Below are 18985 nucleotides of genomic sequence, written 5' to 3' on the forward strand. Positions count from 1 at the left end.
CGCCGAGCAGTCGACAAAGGAGGTCACCCGCCACCGGCTCGAGGACGGCGTCGACTCCGAGCTCGAGCCGGTGGGTGCCGCCGCCGCGTCCGAGTGACTACGAGGCGGGCCAGGGTGACAGCTTCTCCGCCTCGTACTTCAGGAGCAGCGCGTGCGTCTCGCGCGCGGCGGACTCGACCTCCCCGGGGGAGAGCCCGGGGGGCAGCTTGGGGACGAGGGTGGGGAACGGGCCGTCGAAGACGAGCAGGTTCTCCAGCTCCAGCGCGTCATTCTGCAAGTCATACAGCTCCCACTGGTCCGCGTGCTCGCCCGACGGGTCGAACGTCCGCGACAGCTTCCAGCGCGGCGTGCGCACGCAGCGCACGTGGTTGGGCTGGCACACCGGCCCCGGCGCGAGCCACGGCAGATGCCCCGCGCGCGTGGTGCCTTCGCGAAGCGCCTCCACCGAGCGCACGAACACCGAGTAGATGGCCTCGTCGTGAATCTGGTGCGGGTCGCCGGTGCGCGGCAGGGGCTCGGTGATTTCGTCGTCCGTGATGAAGAGCACGCCCTGACGGGCCTTCCCGTCCTGCTCCGTCACCGTGTCCGCGGTGCCCTGCACCAGCGGGCTCAGGTCCGCGCCGACGAACGGCGGCACGGGGTGATGCAGGCGCAGGTCCGTGCGGATGGCGTCGACCTCTCCCGATGACAGGCCCGCGAGCCCCAGCAGCGTGGGCAGCACGTCCACGTGGCTGGTGAGCGCCTCGTGCTGACGCGTCTGGGGACGTTCCTTCTCCAGCGGCATCCGCACCACGAGCGGCACGTGCAGCGCCTCCTGATAGGCGGTGTGCCACTTCTCCATCATGTAGCCGTGGGAGCCGGCGTACTCACCGTGGTCCGAGAGGAAGACGACGATGGTGTTCTTCGCGAGGCCACATTCATCGAGCGTGCGCAGCACGCGCTCGATGTGTCCGTCCACCAGGTGGATGAGCCAGGTGTAGTACTGGTTGAAGCGCAGCGTGGACTCGTCCGGGGCGGCGGTGAGCTGGAAGGGGATGCCCGAGTTGAGCGTGACGGCGACGGGGTCGATGGACTCCTTCGCCTGGTGCATCGCGAGCCCCGTCTTCGCCGCGAGCGCGAGCCCCATCTTGTACGCGTAGTCGCGCTGACAGGTGGGCTTGTTGGCCAGCGAGTCATGCACGTTGGGCGGCAGGTGCGAGTTCTCCTGCGGGAAGCCCATCGGATTGAGCGGGAGCGTCCAGCTGCCCGCGACGGGCGTCGCCGACTGGCTGTGCTGACCGGGCACGAGCAGGGGGCCCACGGGACGCGCGTCCGGGTCCATCTGCCTGGGGAGGATGGGATACGTCGCGATGTCGTGCGGGTTGGTGAACGACGCGACGGCGAACCACGGCTGCGGCGTCGTCGACGGTCCGTCGGCGCGGGGCGCCGCATAGGCCTGCTCGGCCAGCGCGCGGTTGTAGGGCTGCCCCAGGCCCATCCTGCGCAGGAAGGTGCACGCGAGGTCCGCGAAGCCCACGTCCCGGAAGGTGCCCAGGTTGTTGACCGAGGACCCGTGGGGCTCCGGATAGGACAGCTCCCAGTCGTCGAAGCCGAGCCGCTTCAGCGAGTGCTCGGGCGGATTGGCGAAGTGACACTTGCCGAAGTAGTGCGTGTGATAGCCGGCCTTCTGGAACCAGTGGCCGATGGTGGGAATCCCCTCCGGCACGAGCCACGGAAAGGCCGCCGCGTCGCCGCTCTTGAAGAGGCCGTCCGTCTGGGTGACGCCCGTGCGCGTGCCGTACTGGCCCGTGTAGATGGCGGCGCGACTGGGGATGCAGGCCGAGGCGGCGATGGTGTGGTTGCGGAAGATGGACGCGTTGCGCCGCAGCGCCGCGAAGCCCGGGAAGAACTTCCGATAGGGATTGTCCTCGCCCCCCTCGTCGATGAACCCCAGGAGGTCCTTGATGCCGGGAAGGAATCCTCCCCCCGCGCCATAGGCGAAGCGCGGGAACATGAGCTGGTCCACCGTCAGCAGCAGGATGTTGGGGCGTGTGGGGTTGTCCATCCCGACGGCGATTGCAGCCACCGTGCCCGGTTGTCCCGGTGCACGCGGGGGCTCGGGAGGACAACCCCGTCGATGCGCCATCGCGCGTCGCAATGGTACGCGTCTGCGTTCATCGCGGACGCGAGGCGGTGCCTGGGAGAGGGGGTGGGAGCCGGACCCGCGAGGCGTCACGACTCCCGCCCCCTCCTTCACGCTCCCGTCATGGCGTGCGCGTCAACTCGTAGCCGATGTCGACGTTGAAGACCTCCGGCTGGCACATGAAGTCCCGCGTGCCGAGCGACGCCTGCCAGCACAGGCTCTGGCCCTGGAAGGTCGAGACATCCATCACCGTCTCCGTCACGCCCGTCGCCAGGGGCGCATGCAGCCAGGTGGGCGTCGGGTTGGGCACGCAGGTGCCCGCCGAGCACACCCTGCAGTCGGGGGAGATGGCGTAGGAGGCGTAGACCTCGCTCGTGGAGGCGCAGTAGGGGCCGAACGCGTCCGACTTCGCCACCCTCACGCGCGAGACGAAGCAGCGCGGGTCCAGGTCCTGGGGCAGGGCGCCGAGCGAGGCGGCGCGCGCGAGGCCCGTGGGCTCCGCCTGCAACTGGAACACGACGTTGGCGAAGTCCCGGTCGCCGCCGCCATTGAGGTCCTCCCAGCCCATCAACCAGCGCCGCGGGTACGCGGGTGTCGAGGCCAGGGCCAGGTGCGGCATGGCGCCGTTCGACGCGGCGGGGACGACCAGCCGCTCCGAGGGGAGCATCATGGCGCCGTACTCGGGCCTGCGCAGCGTGTGCATGCCCAGGTCATCCAGCCAGCCACACATCGGCCGCCCGTTGCCCGGCAGGGCGCACGCGGTGGGCGTCGTGGGGTGCACGCGGTCGCAGGTGTCGCGATAGGTGCAGCCCTGGTTGAACTCGGCCGCGGGGCTGGTGCCTCGCGTGTCCATGTCCAGGTTCCAGGCGGCCTTGGAGAAGAACACGGAGACGGGGGACTGGAGGAACAGGGCGCACCTGCCATCCGGCGACTTCTTCAAGCAGGGGAACGTGATGCCCGTGTCGGCGGGCGCGTGCTTGCTCTCGTAGTAGGTGACGAGGAAGAAGACGATCTCCCGGTGACGGTCGATGGTGCCCAGGGTCATCTTCCGGTCGCGCGGCGTGATGCCGGGGTCGGGGTTCTGGGGATTCGGCAGGCCCTGGGCCGTGTACGCGGAGACGTCATAGTCGGGGATGCCATCCGGCAAGGCCAGCCGGCCGTCCTGGACGGGCCCCATCTGATTGTAGGTGGTCGCGTCCTCGTCGTCGTCCGTGAGGAGGACGGCGAGCCGGCCCAGCCCCTTGAAGTCGTTGTCCGGCAGCGCGGGCTCGAGCAGGTTGGGGATGCGCGCGAAGCGGCCTCGGTCCGAGTAGCCGTTCGGGTGGGCGTCGACGGTCCACTGCCCCACGATGTCCGTGGTGTACGCGGTGTTCCCCTGTCCCGGACGGGGATCCGCCAGCGGCTGACGCCGGAAGGTCGAAAGACAGGTGGACCTCATCGCGAGGTCCGGCTCGCTGTACGCGAAGCCCCCCGAGACGAAACTCCGCGGGCACCGGGGATTCACGCCGATGTAGGGCCGCGCCTGGGGACCGCTGTGCGGCGCGACGTTGTAGAGGTCCTCGTGCAGGTCGGCGATGCCATTGGCATTGGTGTCGAGTAGCTCGTCGTTGGCTCCGACGTACCCGCGCGCCACGAGCTCGTCGTGGTACATCCACCCGAGCGTGTGGCTGGCGACGGCGCTCTTGCGCACCATCTGGAGCGACAGGAACACCGGCTCCTCGAAGATGATGCGCTCCGCGCTCATCGGCCTGTGCGACAGCGCGAGCCGCAGCGAGCCGCTCTCGGAGAGGGTGACGCCGTCCAGGTGACTGAACTGCGAGGCGGCGAAGGGCTTCTGGTAGTCGAGGTACAGGTCACCGCCGACGTTGAAGGTGAAGGCCACCTCGGACGTGAGGCCGTGGCCGTTGGTGATGGCCACCTTCACCGGCGCGCTGCTCGGAGGAAGGCAGTCCGGCGCGGTCCAGGTGACCTCGCTCGTGGTGGCGCCGTGGACGGGCGGCGCCAGGGCTCCCTCCGTGGAGGTCCACGTGAAGGTGAGCGGCGAGCCCTGTGGGTCGCTCGCCGTCACGCCGAGCACCGACGTGCCTCGCGACGGGACCTGCTCGGCGGACTGGGTGGTGCTCTCGACTCGCGGTGGCAGCAGCGCGAGCGAGGCGGGGTCCGCGTGTGCGCTCGTGGCGGCGAGAGACAATAGACAGCCCAAGGCCATCCACCTTGGGGCGGGGCGGGATTGCTGTGGCATGTGTGTCCTGTGGGGTGGCGTGGACCGCCGGGCGCCGTCCACGCGTTGGGGCTGTCACGCCCGGACAGGGGTGACAGCCCGCAGACGCGGGCTTCATCAGAAAATTCTAGAAAGCATGAGAATCCCGGAGAGGGTCCGTCCGAGGAGAGCACCAGGAGTGCCTTGACGAGGTCGCCCGCGCCCCCCATCCTGCCGCGCCCCATGCCAGTCCTACGTGGTGCCGTCACCTTCTCGCGCTTCCGGGTCGAACCGTCGAAGGAAGCGCCTTCCGACATCAAGCGTTCGCTCCCGCGGGGCCTCAAGGCGAACGCGTTCGAGCCCATCGACCGCCGCTCCGAGGATGACCGGGCCGCGGGCTTCGTGGAGCTGGAGAACGCGGACGCCGTCGACTTCTCCGTCGGGCGCGTCTTCTATGGCGAGTACGCGCTGTTCTCGTTCCGCATCGACTCGCTGAAGGTCCCCGCCGCCGCGATGAAGGCGGAGCTGGCGAAGTGGACCACCCAGTTCGAGGCGGAGAACGACCGCCCCGCGTCGCGCGCGGAGAAGACGCAGGCCAAGGCGCAGATCAAGCAGATGCTGCGCACGCGCACCACGCCCCGCACCAACGTGCTGGACGTGAGCTGGAACCAGAACACCCAGCAGCTGCAGATCTGGGCCGCGTCGCGCAAGGTGGTGGAGGAGATCCTCATCGCGCTGGAGAACGCGCTCGGGCTGAAGCTCGTCGCGCTGACGCCGGCGGCCATCGCGCAGGCGTCGGGCATCGACGAGGGGGCCCTGGGGCCCACCGCGGAGCTCATCGGGATGGACCTGCCGGCGGGTGCCGGGGCGGAGGTGGTGCATGGCGAGGCGTGAGCAGGCGCGGGCGGATGCCGCCTTCGCGCGAGGAGACATCGGCGTCGACGGCGCCTCCACGGAGGAGACGAAGGACGTCGCCGAGGTGGAGAAGGGTCAGGCGCGCGAGCAGCTCCTGCGCGGCCGCGCGTACCTGGGCCGCGAGCTCTTGACGTGGATGCTCTGGCGCTCGGAGTCGGGTGACGCGCTGGTGGAGCTGGAGGGCACGGGCGTCAACGTGCTCTTCATGGGTCGCATCATCCTGCGCGGCGTGGCGGGCGACGTCACGGAGCTGAGCGCGAAGGGCACGCTGGCGCCGTACTCGGAGCAGGTGAAGCACGCGCTGGACAAGGGCCTGCTGGTGGCCCAGGCGCGCATCCGCTTCACCCATGGCGAGAAGGAGTACGAGGCCACCATCGACTCGGAGTTCCTCGACATCCGCGCCGCGAAGCTGCCCGCGCTGATGAGCGAGGAGGAGGATGACCAGCTCAGCGAGCGGCTGTTCCTCACCGAGCAGCTCTCCGCGATGGTGGACGCGCTGGTGAACGACTTCCTCAAGGTCCGCGTCGGCAAGACGTGGAGCAAGCAGGTCGTCCCGGCGATGAAGGAGTGGATGCGCGGGGACGAGCAGGGCGCGGATGCGCTCTCCAAGGCCGCGCGTGCCCGGGGCCGCGAGGCCCGTGCCCCCCGGCACTGAGTCCGTCTGAAGTCGGCTTCGTGAGCTCGCCCCGGACCGGCGGGCTCACGGAGCGGGCGGCGCGAGCGCGCGGAAGCCCTCCGCCAGCGCCAGCCCGATGTTCCCCATCAAGTCCTGTCGCGCGTTGACGACGTACAGGTGCGGCGTGAGCGCCCACACCTCGCGGACGATGCGCCGGGGTGGGGGAGGCGGCTGGACGCTCAGCTCCGCTTGCAGCAGCGGCAGCACCTTGTCGGAGAGCCGCAGCGCGGTGTCCATGACGAAGACGCTGACGTGGGGGCGCAGGGCGCGGACGCGGCGGAAGAACGCGCCCACCTCGTCCGGCGCCAGGTGCTTGGGCGGCGAGGACTTCATCTCCAGGTAGACGAGGCGGCCCTCCGCGCTCGCCACCACGTCCAGGTCTCCGCCGACGTCGGGCGCGTGGAACTTCACGCCCGCGGCCACATCGAAGCGCAGTCGCTCGCGCAGCTCGTGCGCGACGTACCACTCCAGCGTGCCGCCGAAGCTCAGGGCGGGGTGGGTGAGGCGGTAGCGGCCGGCCTCCTCGCGCGTGGCGAGGTCCATGGACACCAGGTCCTCGGCGAAGGCGGTGGCGCGGTCCTCCTCGAGGTAGCGGGTGGCCTCCTGGGGCGTGAAGCTGCCGCGCCGGAGGATGGCGCCGCGCAGGAAGAGTCGGAACGCGTAGTGGCCCAGGCGCTCCACCAGCCGCTCCGCGCGGCTCGGGTCCAGGTCGGCGGGGAAGGGCAGGTCGAGCGGCGCGACGGTGGCCTGGAAGCCTCGGCGCGCGAGCATGGCGAGCGGCTCGTTGCCGGGGGGAAGCAGCAGGCGCGACGTGGGCGTGGCGCTGGCCTCGTCCTGCTCCAGCTCACGGGCCGTGGGAAGCTCATCCTCGGAGGGCGGCTGCACCGTCATGACGCCACCCTAGCCCGTATCGGGGCGACAGGTGCGTCAGCCTACTGCACGGGCACGGGGCAGTAGCGCAGGAACTCCGTCACCGGAGGCTGGCAGAGCTGGAGCAGGCGCGCGTCGTCGCCGAAGCTCTTGCCTCGCGCCTGGAGATAGCATGCGGCCGGGTCGTCCTCAGCGGTGGCGAACTGGCAGAGCTGGAGCGCCTGCGCCTGCGTCAGCGAGCCCTGTTCCTGCACGCGCAGGAAGCACTTCGCCGGCGCGGAGGAGCGCGCGCCGCGACACAGCTGGGTGGCCGCGGAGTCGTCCGTCAGCCCGCCCTGGCTCGCGGCCGTGTAGCAGGCGACCTGGGGCGCCACCGCCTCCTCGTCATCATCGTCGTCCTGTGCCAGCCCGCTCGTGGGCGCGAGGGTGAGCAGCCACGCTGTCAGGCCACCCAGGCCAGCGAGCGTGCGGACGAAACGGAACCGGCAGTGGGCTGGTGTCATCGCGTGTCCTCTCGGCCCTCAATCTAGGGAGTGCGCGCGTCGTGCTGTCCCACCGTGCCTCCCGGCCGCTCCAGGACGGTGCGAGCGACGGGGCGCCACGCGCCACGCACGCAGACGCGGATTCGGTAGAGTGGCCCGCGCACGCGACAGCGATGGGGGCATGGTGGACGTCGCTTCATCCAGCCTGGATCCGGAGTGGCGAGCGTGGCTCGCCGAGAACGTCGCGCGAGGCGTGGCCCCGACGCGACTGGTGGACACCCTGGTGTCCGCGGGAGTGCCGCTGTCCGAGGCGCACGCTCACGTCGAGGCCGTCCAGCAGCATCCCGCCGTGTCGATGGGACGTGGCCACCTCACCCGACACGAAGACGTCCTCTCGCTCCTCGACACCCGCGTCGCGCTCCATCGTCAATCCGGTCGACACCGCCACCTGGCGCGTCACACGGACCTCTCCATCCCGGCGCTGATGGAGCGCCACTACCTGGCCCACGAGCCCGTGCACCTCCAGGGCTTCATGCGCGACTGGCCCCTGATGGAGCACTGGCGCCCATCGTCCCTGGCCCGGCGCTACGGCCACGTGGACGTGGAGGTCATGGCCGGCCGGGAGGCGCGCGTGGACCACGACCTGGACCCGGACGCGTGCCGCGCGGTGATGCGCTTCGAGGAGTTCCTCCGTCGCCTGGAGGAGGGCGGGCCGTCGAACGACCTCTACCTCACGGCGCGCAACTTCGCGCTGGAGCGCGAGGAGCTGCGCGGCCTGCTCGACGACGTGCGCTACCCGTCAGGCCTCCTGCGCGCCTCCGACCGGCCGGGCGCGGTGAAGCTCTGGGTGGGCCCCGCCGGCACGCTGACGCAGCTGCATCACGACCTGGGCACCGTCCTGTTCGGACAGGTGCATGGACGCAAGCGCTTCCGCCTCATCCCCTCGTTCCACACCCACCACGTCTACAGCCACCTGGAGGTGTGGAGCCAGGTCGACGCCGAGCACCCCGACCTCACGCGCTTCCCCCTGTATCGCGAGGCCGACGTGCTCGAGGTCGTGGTGGAGCCCGGTGACATGCTGCTGATTCCCGCGGGCTGGTGGCACTGGGTGCACGCGCTCGACGTCAGCGTGTCCGTCACCTTCCAGGAGTTCGACGTCCCGGGAGGCAACACGTGGTGGAGGCTCGGATGAGGCCCGCGGGCGTCGTCACTTCTTCAGCGGCGGCGTGGTCGGCGGCTCGGTGGGCGTCGTCCTCTCCACGGAGGGAGCGGAATGCCCTCCCGGGTTGGGGACGATGCGCGGCGCCTGCCGCGTGGCCGGGTTGGGCGGAGGATTCGGAACGATTCTTGGAGCAGGTTCCTTGGACGTCGTCATGCCATCCCCAGTGCAACGTGGTTGCCTTCGTGGGTGGTATATCGCACCGCGCGAACCATGACTCGTGACGACAGCGAGACCCTGCCGGCGTCCCTGCGTTCCTGGCTCGCGGAAAACTTGACCGCGGGGGTGGGGCCCGCCCGGCTCGTCGAGGTGCTGCTCACGCTGGGGCTGTCCGAGCCCCGGGCCCACGAGGCCGTGCGCACCATCGCCGAGCACCCCGCGGTGCGTCACGGGCAGCGCTCCGCGCCCCTGCGCGACGAGCTGGAGGCCTTGTTGACGGCGCGCGCCGCGCTGCACGCCCAGCGCCACCCGGGGCCCACGCCCGCGACGGTGGAGCGGTGTCACGGGCTTCCGGCCGAGGACTTCTTCGAGCGCTACTACGCGCGCAACCAGCCCGTCGTCATCGAGGGGCTCCTGGACGACTGGCCCGCACGGACGCGGTGGACGCCGGAGTGGTTGGAGGAGCGCTTCGGTGACGAGCCGGTCGAGGTGATGGCGGGCCGGGACGCGGAGGCGGACCCGGACTTCCACGCCGAGCGCCTGCGCCGCACGTGGCTCCTGCGAGAGCTGGTGACGCACGTGCGCGGGACGCGAGGCTCCGACGACGTCTACCTGGTGGCGCGCAACAGCCTGCTCCTGCGTCCCGCGTTCCGGCCGTTGATCCAGGACCTTCGTCCTCCCGCGGGCTACATCCATCCGGACCTGAGCGCGCCGGACAGCGTGCACCTGTGGTTCGGTCCCGCGGGCACGGTGTCCAACCTCCACCACGACCACCTCAACGTCCTGTTCTGCCAGGTGCTGGGGCGCAAGCGCTTCTGGCTCCTGCCGCCCTGCGAGACGCCCCGCCTCTACAACGACCGGGGGCTCTACAGCGCGGTGGACATCCGCGCCCCGGACCTGACGCGCTACCCCGGCTTCGCGCGCGCCACACTGCATTCGTGTGTGGTGGGGCCGGGAGACACGCTGCTGATTCCGGTGGGCTGGTGGCACGCGGTGGAGGCGCTGGACGTGAGCATGTCGGTGACGTTCGTCAGCTTCGACAGACCCCAGCGCAACGTGGAGTGGCGCGACTACTGGATCGGCCCCAGGCCGGAGAGGGCTCCCCGATGACGGAGGCAGACAAGCCGGACGTGCTCGCGCCGGAGTGGCGACGCTGGGTGGTGGAGAACCTGCTGCGAGGCTCCGAGGTCGAGGACCTGGTGGCCGTGCTCTCGCGCGCCGGAGTCGACCCGGCGCTGGCGCGCGCCGCGGTGCACGCGGAGGCGGAGGACCCATGTTTCCAGGGCGCCGCGCGGGCCGTGGCCATGCAGCGCAAGCTGGAGGGACTGCTCGACCTCTATGGAGACCTCCATCGACAATCGGAGGGACACGCGCGCATCGATCGACACGAGCACCTGTCGCCCGAGGACTTCTTCGAGCGCTACTACTTCCAGAACCTCCCCGTGGTGACGCGCTCATCCGTGGGACTGGTGGCCCCGGAGTCCCCCTCGGTCGAGTGGCGGGACGCGCCGGGCGCCGCGCGCGCGTTGACGCCCGTGCGCCGCAACACCTTGCTGTGTCAGGTCCAGGGTCGCGCATGTCTGGAGTTGCTCCCCGCGTATGCGTTGCACCGCGTGTGGGGCGCCAGGTCGGTGCCGGAAGGGGTGCCGCGTCTGGAGGTGGAGCTCCTGCCCGGTGAGCTGCTGCTCCTTCCCGTGGGCTGGTGGTTCACCCATCACTCCCCGGAGGGCGGTGCCGCCACGGTCCACGAGTCCTTCGCCGTGCCCGGGCCCGACGTGTCGTGGACTCCCCGGCCGGAGTCCCGTGAGCCTACGCCGGCTCCTCTCCGCCGCCCCGGTTGAGCAGCCGTCGCGCCATCGCCTTCAGGGCGGGGGAGCCGGGCTCGCGGTCGAGCCGCTCCAGCACGTCCTGGGCACGGTCGATGCTTCCCGCCTGCTCGAGGATCTTCAGCGCCTTGAGCTGGAGCAGCTCCTCCGGTGGCATCGAGTGCGTCGCCGGTGTCTGTCCCCGCATGGGCAGTCGGCCCTTCTGGTTCAGCAGCTCCACCAGCGCGCTCACGTCCTCGCCCTCCAGGGGCGCCGCCGCGAGGGGCTTCGCGGCGTCCTCCAGCTCCTCCAAGGCCTCCATCAGCTCTGCCCAGGCGAAGCCTCGCGGCGGGACGTCGCGCTCCGTCACCATCCGCCTGAGCTGCTCGCGTATCGTCGGCATGACAACTCCTAGCGTGTCCACATGATGTCTATCTCTGGGACCTGCTCCGTCCCGACGGTGATGCCGAACGCGTTGCGCTCCAGGTCCACCTCCCAGAGTCGCCCCTGGGCTCGCAGCGTTCCCATGAGGAACGGCAGGGTGGGGTGCAGGTAGCGACGACGCAGCGAGGAGTCCTTCCCCAGTCGGACGGGCCTGCCGTCCGCGGGAGGCAGCGGCATGTCCAGCTCCACCGGCTCGCTGCGGAAGCAGGCGTCGTAGAGGTAGAGCCGGCCGGAGTCCTCCAGGAAGTTCAGGCAGTGGCCGTCATCCCAGCCCGCCATGAAGGCATAGCGGGACTCCACGCGGCCCAGCAGCTCCACCGGCTCGTCCGGCGCGAAGGGGTAGTGCGCGCAGTCCTGGAAGCGGCCGTGCAACCGCGTCAGCCGGCTGGGCTCGGGTTGGTTGATGCCCGGCGCCACCGCCACCATCGCCTCCCAGCGCACCTCGTCCGTGCGCGCGTCCTCGCGAGGCCTCAGGTGCAGCGTGCGCCCCTCCAGCCTGACGCCCTGGATGTTGGCCAGTTGCTGGAGCAGCTGATACCAGCCGCCGCACATGCCGCCGCCGACCGCCAGCATGTGCCGCACCGTCCACGCCGGCACGCCGTAGCGCAGCCCCGTCTCCGGGAGCCCCCGGAGCACGGCGTCGCAGATGTCCTTGCGCGACTCCAGCCCCGCGCACCAGCGCGAGGACCAGCGCACCAGCGGCGCGTAGGCCCCCGAGACGGGCGCCCCCGTCTCTCCGTGGCGCATCGGCGCGCCCGTGGTGAAGAGCTCGTGCTGGCTGTCCCCGAGGAAGAGGGTGCGCGGGCTGCCGTCCGCGTCCGTCCACTCCGCCACCCATTGGAGCTCCAGCGCGTGGGTCCCGATGTGGTTGGGCAGCGGCCGGTTGAAGGGCACCGGCTCCGCGAGCGTGCTCCAGCCCGCCGTGCGCTCCAGGCTCACGGGATGGGGACCGAGCCAGCGGATGCGCGTGCCCGGACTGCCCGGCGTGGAGAGGGCGGGGCCGAAGGCGCTCAGCTCGAAGGAGGAGGGGACGAAGTGGTTGGCGAGCAGGGACACCCGGACGGAGGGGCGCGCGCCTCGCACGTACGCGACGGGCTCGGCGCGATGGTTTCGAATCCACTCCGGCAGCTCGCCCAAGCGGGTGTCCGTGACGGGATTCCAGAGTGGAATCGTGCCGCTGTCCGCGTCACCTCGGTCGAAGTGCAGGCTGTAGATGGCCAGCGGTTCCGCGTGGTGCATGTCCACCTCCCCCTCGCGCGTGCTCCCGGGCACGGCTCTGCTTCACCAGCACCCGCGGCCTCCCCGAAGGCCGTGGGTGGCGCTACTCGTACAGCAAGACCTGGCTCACCCAGGGCGCGCCCTTGACCTCGCGCAGCCAGCGCAGCCGCTCCGCGCGCAAGGCCACTGCCGGCGTGGCGCCGCCGTGGATGCGCTCTCGCACGCCCTGGAAGAAGCGCCCCGCGGAGTCCGGGATGTCCACCGTCGCCGCGAACACCGCGCGCGCTCCGGCGCCCACGAAGGCCTGGGGCAGCGACGACGTCTGATGCAGCAAGGGGGGCAGTCGCGCCGCGCTGCACGCGCCCAGCAGCACCACCGGCGAGCCCTCCAGCTTCACCTGCCGCAGCGCCTCCGAGGTGAGCGCGTAGCGCCCGTCGTACTCGGGGGCCAGCGCGATGACCGGTGCCTCGGACAGGCTGCGGTCCACCACGCCGTGAGCGTGGAACTCGATGTCGGTGGCGCGCGCCATGGCCTCCAGCACGCGCGAGGGCGTGGCCTGCGCGCCCGACAGCTCCATCGACTGACCGACGGGCGCGGGCGTCGACTCCCACGAGGACAGGCGCGCGAGTCCCAGCCCCGCGGGGGTCTCCACGTTGGCCACCACCACGTGCAGCGGAGCCGCGGGCTTCCTGTCGGGCGCGGTGGCGGTCCGCGTCGCCACGCGGTAGCTCCACGCCATCTCGGGCGGCAGCAACCCGGCGCGGCTGTCGAGCGGCGGCGCGGCGAGCACGTCCACCTGGGGACAGGGCCTCAGCAGGGCCAGGAGCGACTCCGGCACGAGCCCCGACAGGTCCTCGCCCAGCGGCTCCTTGCGCGAGGCATCCAGGTGTCCCAGCACCTGACCCCGGGGCCCCAGCGCCACCGCCACCGTGCGCTCGGCCTCCATCGCGGCGATGAGCGCGCACTGCTGGGGCCGTGTCACGCCGAGCTGCCTGGCCACCACGTCCGGCACCTCCTTGAAGGCCCCGGCCTCGCCCGCGGTGACGGCCATCGTCTGGTAGGCCACCGCCGCCGCGTCGCGCGCGTCCGCATCGGTGGAGAGGTACGGCTCCGCGTCGCGGATGACGGCGGCGAGCTTCTGGTTGCCGACGCTCCGGTTCAGGAGCAGCTCGAAGCGCGCCTCCACGAGCCGGGCCAGCATCCTTCGCCCGGGTGTCTCGCGGGCCGCGAGGGCCCGGGTCAGCTCCGCGCGAATCTGCTGTTCGTCCTGGGGCTTGCGGTCCAGCCGCATCAGGTCCGTGAGCGTCCACGCGCCGACGAGCCCGACGGTGGGTCCACACTCCTGCGCGCGCACCAGGGCTCGGCGCGCCTCCTGGGGCCGCAGCCGCATCAGCTCCAGGGCCGCCACGTTGCGGTGGACGTAGTTCTTCACGTCACAGGTGTCGGGCGCCCGGGCCAGGTACTCGGCGAGGTAGGCGCGAGCGGCGGCCACGCGGAACTGGAAGCGCGCGGCCTGCGAGAGCGCGCGCAGCGCGGCGGACTCCAGCTCCCACTCGCCCATGGACTGCGCCTCGCGCCAGCTCGCGCGCGCCGCCTCGTCGGCCTCCAGCAGGCGATTGGCGGACGTGGCCCGGTGGCTCACCTTGCGCAAGAGGTCCGCGCAGCGCGGGCGCAGCCGCTTCTCCCGGCACAGCGTGAGCGCCGCCTTGAGCCGCTGGTCCGCCTGCCACGCCTCACCCGCGAGTCCCTCCTGCATCGCGAGCGCGTCCTGGACGAGCAGCTCCACCCAGGGGTCATTCCACTTCCGGGCCAGCGACTCCCATTCGTCGGGAGGGCTCGGCGCGTCGGGGGAACGCAGCTTCGCGCCGAGCAGCAGATCGGCCTCCCCCGAGGCGCGCAGCCGCGTGAGGAGGTCCGCGGAGGCGGCGGCACGCGTCTCGAGGAGCCTGGCGTACTCGGCGGCCAGCGGCGCGCGACGGGTGAAGTCCCGCGCGGCGGTGGCGCGCGTGTACTCGGCCAGCGCCGTGCCGCCGTGGATGCCGTCGAGCAGCTCGGCCAGGGGCAGCAGCGCCGTCACCCGCGCCGAGGAAGGGGCGGTGCGGACGGCGTCATAGAACAGCCCGCGCGCGATGCCGGGATGCTGGCGAGCCTCCTCCAGCGGCACGGGCGCGCGTGCGTCCGTGCTCAGCCGCGTCATGGCCGCGTGGGTGCGCTTCCAGGACTCCATCCGCTGCGTCACGGAGCGCCGCAGCGCGGCCGCCTGCTCGCGGGCCTCCTTGCTCCAGCCCGCCTCGCCCAGCGCGGCCACCTCGTCGAAGACCGAGGCCGACACCAGGTGCAGCCCCATCTCCCGCAGGACGAGTGCCCGGTTCCACAGGGCCTGGGGATGGCGCCCGGATGCCTCCAGCAGCGTGTCGAGTCGCTCCAGCGCGTCGTCATGCCGCCCGAGCAGGAGCAGCGCCACGGCCTGGTCATTGTCCCGGTTCAGGGACGGCTGTGCGTGCTGCAGGTGCGCGAGCCCCTGCTGCGGGTCGCCATGCACCAGATAGGACGCGGCGATGCCGGCGCGGTCTGCCTGCTCCTCCAGCCGCGCCAGCTCTCGCAGTGGCACGGCGACCGAGGCGCGCTCCTCGCGGGGACGCGAGTAGGGACGGTGCACATCCGCGGCGGGGACGGAGAGGCGCGCTTCCAGCGGCCGGGTGCGTGCGTCGGTCAGCCAGAGCAATTCCTGGCGGCGGTGGGCCAGCGGCCCCGAGCGGGCGATGAGGATGGCCGGGAACACGAGCAGCGGGATGAGGTGCCACGCACGCAGGCGAGGGGCGCGTCGCCCTCGAGTGGACTTCCCTGGTGCATCCAGCTCGGCGGCCATCCGCTGGACCCTCCCCGTCACTTCGCGTCCCGGGGCGCGAAGCCAGCACTGCGTTCGTGTGTCTTAAGCCAAAGACGCGGATGTCGACAAACCGTGGAAAATAGAGGCGCGAATCGCACACCGCCTCGCGGATGACGCTGCGGGTCAACCCTGACGTGCCGCGCGCGGTAGGCTGCGGTCCCATGTTCATCGTCGTCCTGGGTGGTGGTGTGTCAGGTCTGACCTGCGGCATCCGCTTGCTGGAGGCGGGGCACACCGTCGAGGTGTGGGCGCGGGAGGTGTCACCGCACACGACGTCGGATGTCGCGGCGGCCGTCTGGTATCCCTACCGCGCCTGGCCGCAGGAGCGCGTCAACGCCTGGGCCAGGAGGACATACACCGTGCTGGCCTCGCTCGCGCACGAGCACCCCGAGGCGGGCATCCTGCAAGTCTCCGGCGTCGAGCTGTTCCGTCGCCACGTGGAGGACCCGTGGTGGCGCGACAGCGTGCCCGACTTCCGCCGCGCGAGGCCGGAGGAGCTGCCGCCGGGATTGTTGGAGGGTTATCACTTCACCGCGCCCGTCATCGAGATGCCGCGCTACCTGCCGTTCCTGATGTCACGGCTGCGCGCGCTGGGCGGAAGGATTGTCCAGCGCGAGGTGCGCTCGCTCGACGAGGCCTGGGCGCGCGCGTCGCTGGTGGTCAACTGCACGGGGCTGGGAGCGCGCGAGGTGGTGGGGGACTCGACGCTCTATCCGGTGCGGGGCGAGGTGCTGCGCGTGTCGCCGCCGCCCACGGACCGCTTCCTCTTCGACGACGAGCACGAGGACGGCATCGCCTACGTGATTCCGCGCTCGGCCGACTGCATCCTCGGCGGCACGGTGGAGGAGGGGAACGGCTCACTCACTCCGGACCCGGCCGCGGCGCGCGGCATCCTGGCTCGCAACGCGCCGCTGTTGCCGCCGGGCGCGGTGTTCGACGTGGTGGAGCACAAGGTGGGTTTGCGCCCCGGACGACCCACCGTGAGGCTGGAGGCGGAGGTCATCGCGGGGCGCTGGGTGGTGCATGACTACGGACACGGAGGCGCGGGCGTCACGCTTTCGTGGGGTTGCGCGGAGGAGGTGGTGGAACTGGTCCACGCTCACCAGACGCAGCTGACGTAGCCCGTCTTGCCGTTGGTGACCTTGAGGTCCGTCCAGCCGGTGGCGTCGTTCTTGGTGAGCGTCACGCCGTCCTCGTAGCCGCCGGTGAAGTCACCGAAGACGCCGCGCAGCAGGCCCACGGTGGAGGCGCCGTTGCACATCTGCACGGTGGCGTTGCCCTCCCACGAGCCATCGGCCACGCCGCCGCCGGGGAAGTCCACGCAGTGCGCGGTGCCGCCCATGTTGGCCGGCTCGCTCGCGTCGTCGGACGACCAGCCCTTGAGCACCCACGCGTCGTAGGCCGCGCCGCCGTTGGGCGGGAAGATGGTCTGCTTGCTGACGAGCAGACCCGGCTTGGAGTCACCCTGGTAGTGGAACGTCATGCCGGCGCGCGACCAGATGCTGGTGATGAAGCAGCGGCGATTCGTGTTCACCGGCACGTAGGGGAAGGCACAGCTGAAGGACGTGCACTCCGACCAGCTCATGGACACGCGGTTGGCGGTGTTGGCGATACAGGTCGCCTCGCCCACCACGCCCGTGCCGATGCCGTCGCGCGTCTTGAGCTTCCAGCGGCCGCCCTCCTCGTAGACGCCGACGCTGGAGATGGGGTTGTAGGGGTAGGCGGACTGGCCCTTGAGGTTTCCGCGCACGCCCGTGAGGAAGCACGTCTGGGTGTTGGAGGGGCCCAGGTCCAGGTCCGGGCCGCTGTTGCCCGGCGTGCCCCAGCCCCAGCGCCCGGTGACGACGAGGCCCTGCTTCGCCTCGCCCAGTTCCTCCATCGCCGGGGTGTTCTCCGGCGTCTGCGCCACCTCCATGCCCTCGCCGCAGGCCACGGCGAGCAGGGTGAGCGGCAGGGTCCACAGCAGGTTCGTTCCACGCGTCATGATTCAGTGCCTTTCCAGTCGAGTGCTTCGCCGGGGGTTCAATCCCGGTGTCGCTGGCTGGAACGGACCTTCGCGCGGATATTCCCGCGGCATTTTCCGCCGTCAGGCGTTGGCGCGCAGCACGCCGCCGAAGCCCCGCTCGCGGCCGAGCGCCGGGGACACCGCGCCGTCACTCACCGCCTCGCGGCCGGAGATGAGCACGCTCTTCACGGCGGCGTCGTTGCGGCGCACCAGGCGCACGAAGCCGCCGAAGTTCTCCATGGGCGCCTCCGCGATGGCGTCGAGCTTCGCGTCCAGGCCCTCGGGATTGACGATGACCAGGTCCGCGCGCTTGCCCTCGGCGAGCACACCCGCGTCCATGCCCAGCCACTCGCCAATCTCACCCGTGAGCCGGTGCACCGCGCGCTCCACCGTCATGAACGACTCGCCGCGCTTGTCGGCCTCGCGCACCAGGCGCAAGAGGCGCAGCGGGAAGTTGTAGTGCGCCATGTTGCGCAGGTGCGCGCCCGCATCCGAGAAGCCGATGAGGATGTCCGGGTGCTTGCAGATGTACTCCAGCTCCTGCAACCGGTCGTTCGCCATCACCGTGTACCAGCGCAGCGCGTCCCCGTGCGTGGCGATGAGGTCCAGGAACACGTCCACCGCGTCGCGGTCCTGCTCCTGCGCCACCTGCGCGAAGGACTTGCCCACCACGCTTTTGTCCGGGCACTCGAGGATCTGCGATTGATTGAAGTCGCGGTGGAAGGCGCGCGGCAGGAAGCGGTTGGTCCACTGGCTTCGGAATTGCGCGCGGTAGACGGGGTCCTTGAGCAGGCCCGCGCGGGAAGTGGCGTCCTGCAGGTGCAGCGCCGCGGCGCCCGCGCCGAACTCCTCGAAGACGACCAGGTCGATGCCGTCCGCCCACAGGTCGAAGATCTCGGGCAGGGCCTGCCAGCGGAAGTTGGCGCCCAGCAGCGTGTTGGCCGCGCGCGAGAGCACGCCGATGAGGCGGTGGATGCCTCGGCTGGCGCGCGGGTCCATCATCGAGATGACCGTGGTCTTCAGCGTCTTGCGCCACAGGCCCATGCTCTCCAGCAGGAACAGCACCACGTTCACCTTGGTGCTGATGTTGGGCACGCCCTGGAAGACGCGGCCGCGCTCGCGCAAGAGCTTCGTGAGCCGGCGGTACTCGCTCCAGCGCGCGTAGGTGGAGGGCAGGGGGCGGCTGCGGATGTCGCGCGAGCCGCCCATCTTGTCCCACTTGAGCGTCATGATGGACAGGCCCAGGTAGCCCAGGTCCAAGCCGTCGCGCACGAGCGACTCCATGCGGCGCAGCTCGTCCTCGCTGGGGCGCACGGTGGCATCCAGGCTGCGGTGCAGGCCCATGGCGTGGGCGCGCAGCGCGGAGTGTCCCAGGAAGGACGCGACATGGGGACCCAGCGGGAGCTGATCCAGGTGTTCCATGTAGCCGCCCAGCGTGTCCCAGGACTTGCGCTCCTCGAGCAGCGAGCGGACGGTGTCGTAGGGGATGGCCTCGACGCGGCAGAACATGTCCGCCAGGTCCTCGGGCTTGCCCACCGCGAGGCTCAGCGAGCAGCTGCCCACGACGACGGTGGTGACGCCGTGGCGGACGGATTCGGAGAGGGACGGGGCCAGCTCGACTTCGGCGTCGTAGTGGGTGTGGAAGTCGATGAAGCCCGGCGTCACCCAGTGTCCCGTGGCGTCGATGACCCGGGTGCCCGGGCCGCGCTCGATGGGGCCCTCGGAGAGTCGCGCCACCTTGCCTGCCTGGATGCCCACGTGGAGCTTGCGGGGTGGGTTGCCCAGACCATCGAACACGAGTCCGTTCTCGACGATGAGGTCCATGGCGGGAGCCTAGGTCCGCTGTTCTGTCGAGTTCCAGGAAGAAGCCGTGCCGGGGATGGATGTGCTTGCGCGCGGGCGCACTGCGTCATGGTGATGGATTGCCCCTGGGACGAGGGAGAGGGGGCTCGGCTGAGTGCCCGCTGTCAGGGGTGGGGG

General features: G+C 71.0%; 16 protein-coding genes. 6 read left to right on the forward strand and 10 right to left on the reverse strand.

The window, feature by feature from the left end:
• Nucleotides 1-97: 97 nt before the first annotated feature.
• The gene (locus tag AC6JA9_RS19235; protein ID WP_497960377.1) at nucleotides 98-2044 is read right to left on the reverse strand and encodes a sulfatase-like hydrolase/transferase; all 1947 of its coding nucleotides are present in this window, start codon (nucleotides 2042-2044) and stop codon (nucleotides 98-100) included.
• A 199-nt stretch (nucleotides 2045-2243) separates the two neighbouring features.
• Nucleotides 2244-4325: a DUF4114 domain-containing protein gene (locus AC6JA9_RS19240; protein WP_408890635.1), complete on the reverse strand. Its 2082-nt coding sequence runs from the start codon at nucleotides 4323-4325 to the stop codon at nucleotides 2244-2246.
• Between the two features lie 240 nt (nucleotides 4326-4565).
• Here AC6JA9_RS19240 and rdgC point away from each other — a divergent pair, with 240 nt between their 5' ends.
• Together rdgC and AC6JA9_RS19250 are read left to right on the forward strand one after the other, a co-directional pair.
• The gene (gene rdgC, locus AC6JA9_RS19245) at nucleotides 4566-5216 is read left to right on the forward strand and encodes a recombination-associated protein RdgC (protein WP_141322884.1); all 651 of its coding nucleotides are present in this window, start codon (nucleotides 4566-4568) and stop codon (nucleotides 5214-5216) included.
• Complete coding sequence (locus AC6JA9_RS19250; RefSeq protein ID WP_141322863.1) at nucleotides 5203-5892, forward strand: hypothetical protein; 690 nt, start codon at nucleotides 5203-5205, stop codon at nucleotides 5890-5892. Before rdgC ends, AC6JA9_RS19250 begins: the two co-directional genes overlap by 14 nt.
• A gap of 45 nt (nucleotides 5893-5937) precedes the next feature.
• On the opposite strand, the gene AC6JA9_RS19255 is transcribed toward AC6JA9_RS19250, so the two are convergent.
• Entirely contained in the window at nucleotides 5938-6804 is an 867-nt protein-coding gene (locus AC6JA9_RS19255) for a hypothetical protein (protein ID WP_223751045.1), read from the reverse strand.
• 41 nt (nucleotides 6805-6845) lie between these two features.
• Nucleotides 6846-7286, reverse strand: a complete 441-nt coding sequence (locus AC6JA9_RS19260) for a hypothetical protein (RefSeq protein WP_223751046.1) — start codon at nucleotides 7284-7286, stop codon at nucleotides 6846-6848.
• A gap of 130 nt (nucleotides 7287-7416) precedes the next feature.
• On the opposite strand from AC6JA9_RS19260, the gene AC6JA9_RS19265 reads away from it, so the two are divergent.
• The gene (locus AC6JA9_RS19265; protein WP_483577768.1) at nucleotides 7417-8457 is read left to right on the forward strand and encodes a cupin-like domain-containing protein; all 1041 of its coding nucleotides are present in this window, start codon (nucleotides 7417-7419) and stop codon (nucleotides 8455-8457) included.
• A gap of 15 nt (nucleotides 8458-8472) precedes the next feature.
• Here AC6JA9_RS19265 and AC6JA9_RS19270 read toward each other — a convergent pair whose 3' ends face one another.
• Entirely contained in the window at nucleotides 8473-8640 is a 168-nt protein-coding gene (locus AC6JA9_RS19270; RefSeq protein ID WP_223751048.1) for a hypothetical protein, read from the reverse strand.
• A gap of 117 nt (nucleotides 8641-8757) precedes the next feature.
• Between AC6JA9_RS19270 and AC6JA9_RS19275 the strand changes: the two genes are divergently transcribed.
• Both AC6JA9_RS19275 and AC6JA9_RS19280 read left to right on the forward strand, forming a co-directional pair.
• Complete coding sequence (locus AC6JA9_RS19275) at nucleotides 8758-9753, forward strand: cupin-like domain-containing protein (RefSeq protein WP_473565717.1); 996 nt, start codon at nucleotides 8758-8760, stop codon at nucleotides 9751-9753.
• Complete coding sequence (locus AC6JA9_RS19280; protein WP_408890630.1) at nucleotides 9750-10484, forward strand: hypothetical protein; 735 nt, start codon at nucleotides 9750-9752, stop codon at nucleotides 10482-10484. The genes AC6JA9_RS19275 and AC6JA9_RS19280 overlap by 4 nt, the downstream gene beginning before the upstream one ends.
• Here AC6JA9_RS19280 and AC6JA9_RS19285 read toward each other — a convergent pair.
• The 3 genes from AC6JA9_RS19285 to AC6JA9_RS19295 form a co-directional block, all read right to left on the reverse strand.
• Nucleotides 10453-10851, reverse strand: coding sequence for a hypothetical protein (locus AC6JA9_RS19285; protein ID WP_408890629.1), 399 nt, complete (start codon nucleotides 10849-10851; stop codon nucleotides 10453-10455). The two genes, AC6JA9_RS19280 and AC6JA9_RS19285, sit on opposite strands and share 32 nt — an antisense overlap.
• A gap of 8 nt (nucleotides 10852-10859) precedes the next feature.
• Nucleotides 10860-12131, reverse strand: coding sequence for a hypothetical protein (locus AC6JA9_RS19290; protein ID WP_473565715.1), 1272 nt, complete (start codon nucleotides 12129-12131; stop codon nucleotides 10860-10862).
• A gap of 82 nt (nucleotides 12132-12213) precedes the next feature.
• Nucleotides 12214-14979 carry a CHAT domain-containing protein gene (locus AC6JA9_RS19295; RefSeq protein WP_408890627.1) on the reverse strand — a complete coding sequence of 922 codons (2766 nt, stop codon included), beginning with the start codon at nucleotides 14977-14979 and terminating at the stop codon, nucleotides 12214-12216.
• Between the two features lie 182 nt (nucleotides 14980-15161).
• On the opposite strand from AC6JA9_RS19295, the gene AC6JA9_RS19300 reads away from it, so the two are divergent.
• Nucleotides 15162-16121, forward strand: coding sequence for an FAD-dependent oxidoreductase (locus tag AC6JA9_RS19300; RefSeq protein WP_497960379.1), 960 nt, complete (start codon nucleotides 15162-15164; stop codon nucleotides 16119-16121).
• On the opposite strand, the gene AC6JA9_RS19305 is transcribed toward AC6JA9_RS19300, so the two are convergent.
• Both AC6JA9_RS19305 and AC6JA9_RS19310 read right to left on the reverse strand, forming a co-directional pair.
• Nucleotides 16100-16984 carry a hypothetical protein gene (locus AC6JA9_RS19305; protein WP_497960380.1) on the reverse strand — a complete coding sequence of 295 codons (885 nt, stop codon included), beginning with the start codon at nucleotides 16982-16984 and terminating at the stop codon, nucleotides 16100-16102. The genes AC6JA9_RS19300 and AC6JA9_RS19305 overlap by 22 nt on opposite strands.
• Nucleotides 16985-17086: 102 nt before the next feature.
• Nucleotides 17087-18829: an N-acyl-D-amino-acid deacylase family protein gene (locus AC6JA9_RS19310; protein WP_483577771.1), complete on the reverse strand. Its 1743-nt coding sequence runs from the start codon at nucleotides 18827-18829 to the stop codon at nucleotides 17087-17089.
• Nucleotides 18830-18985 lie beyond the last annotated feature (156 nt).

Source organism: Myxococcus sp. MH1 (genome assembly GCF_059738865.1).

Bases quoted from the DNA above. Each gene is read 5' to 3' on its own strand.
- AC6JA9_RS19235 (WP_497960377.1), bottom strand. From the start codon at position 2,044: ATGGACAACCCCACACGCCCCAACATCCTGCTGCTGACGGTGGACCAG.
- rdgC (WP_141322884.1), top strand. From the start codon at position 4,566: ATGCCAGTCCTACGTGGTGCCGTCACCTTCTCGCGCTTCCGGGTCGAA.
- AC6JA9_RS19250 (WP_141322863.1), top strand. From the start codon at position 5,203: ATGGCGAGGCGTGAGCAGGCGCGGGCGGATGCCGCCTTCGCGCGAGGA.
- AC6JA9_RS19255 (WP_223751045.1), bottom strand. From the start codon at position 6,804: ATGACGGTGCAGCCGCCCTCCGAGGATGAGCTTCCCACGGCCCGTGAG.
- AC6JA9_RS19260 (WP_223751046.1), bottom strand. From the start codon at position 7,286: ATGACACCAGCCCACTGCCGGTTCCGTTTCGTCCGCACGCTCGCTGGC.
- AC6JA9_RS19270 (WP_223751048.1), bottom strand. From the start codon at position 8,640: ATGACGACGTCCAAGGAACCTGCTCCAAGAATCGTTCCGAATCCTCCG.
- AC6JA9_RS19280 (WP_408890630.1), top strand. From the start codon at position 9,750: ATGACGGAGGCAGACAAGCCGGACGTGCTCGCGCCGGAGTGGCGACGC.
- AC6JA9_RS19285 (WP_408890629.1), bottom strand. From the start codon at position 10,851: ATGCCGACGATACGCGAGCAGCTCAGGCGGATGGTGACGGAGCGCGAC.
- AC6JA9_RS19290 (WP_473565715.1), bottom strand. From the start codon at position 12,131: ATGCACCACGCGGAACCGCTGGCCATCTACAGCCTGCACTTCGACCGA.
- AC6JA9_RS19295 (WP_408890627.1), bottom strand. From the start codon at position 14,979: ATGGCCGCCGAGCTGGATGCACCAGGGAAGTCCACTCGAGGGCGACGC.
- AC6JA9_RS19300 (WP_497960379.1), top strand. From the start codon at position 15,162: ATGTTCATCGTCGTCCTGGGTGGTGGTGTGTCAGGTCTGACCTGCGGC.
- AC6JA9_RS19305 (WP_497960380.1), bottom strand. From the start codon at position 16,984: ATGACGCGTGGAACGAACCTGCTGTGGACCCTGCCGCTCACCCTGCTC.
- AC6JA9_RS19310 (WP_483577771.1), bottom strand. From the start codon at position 18,829: ATGGACCTCATCGTCGAGAACGGACTCGTGTTCGATGGTCTGGGCAAC.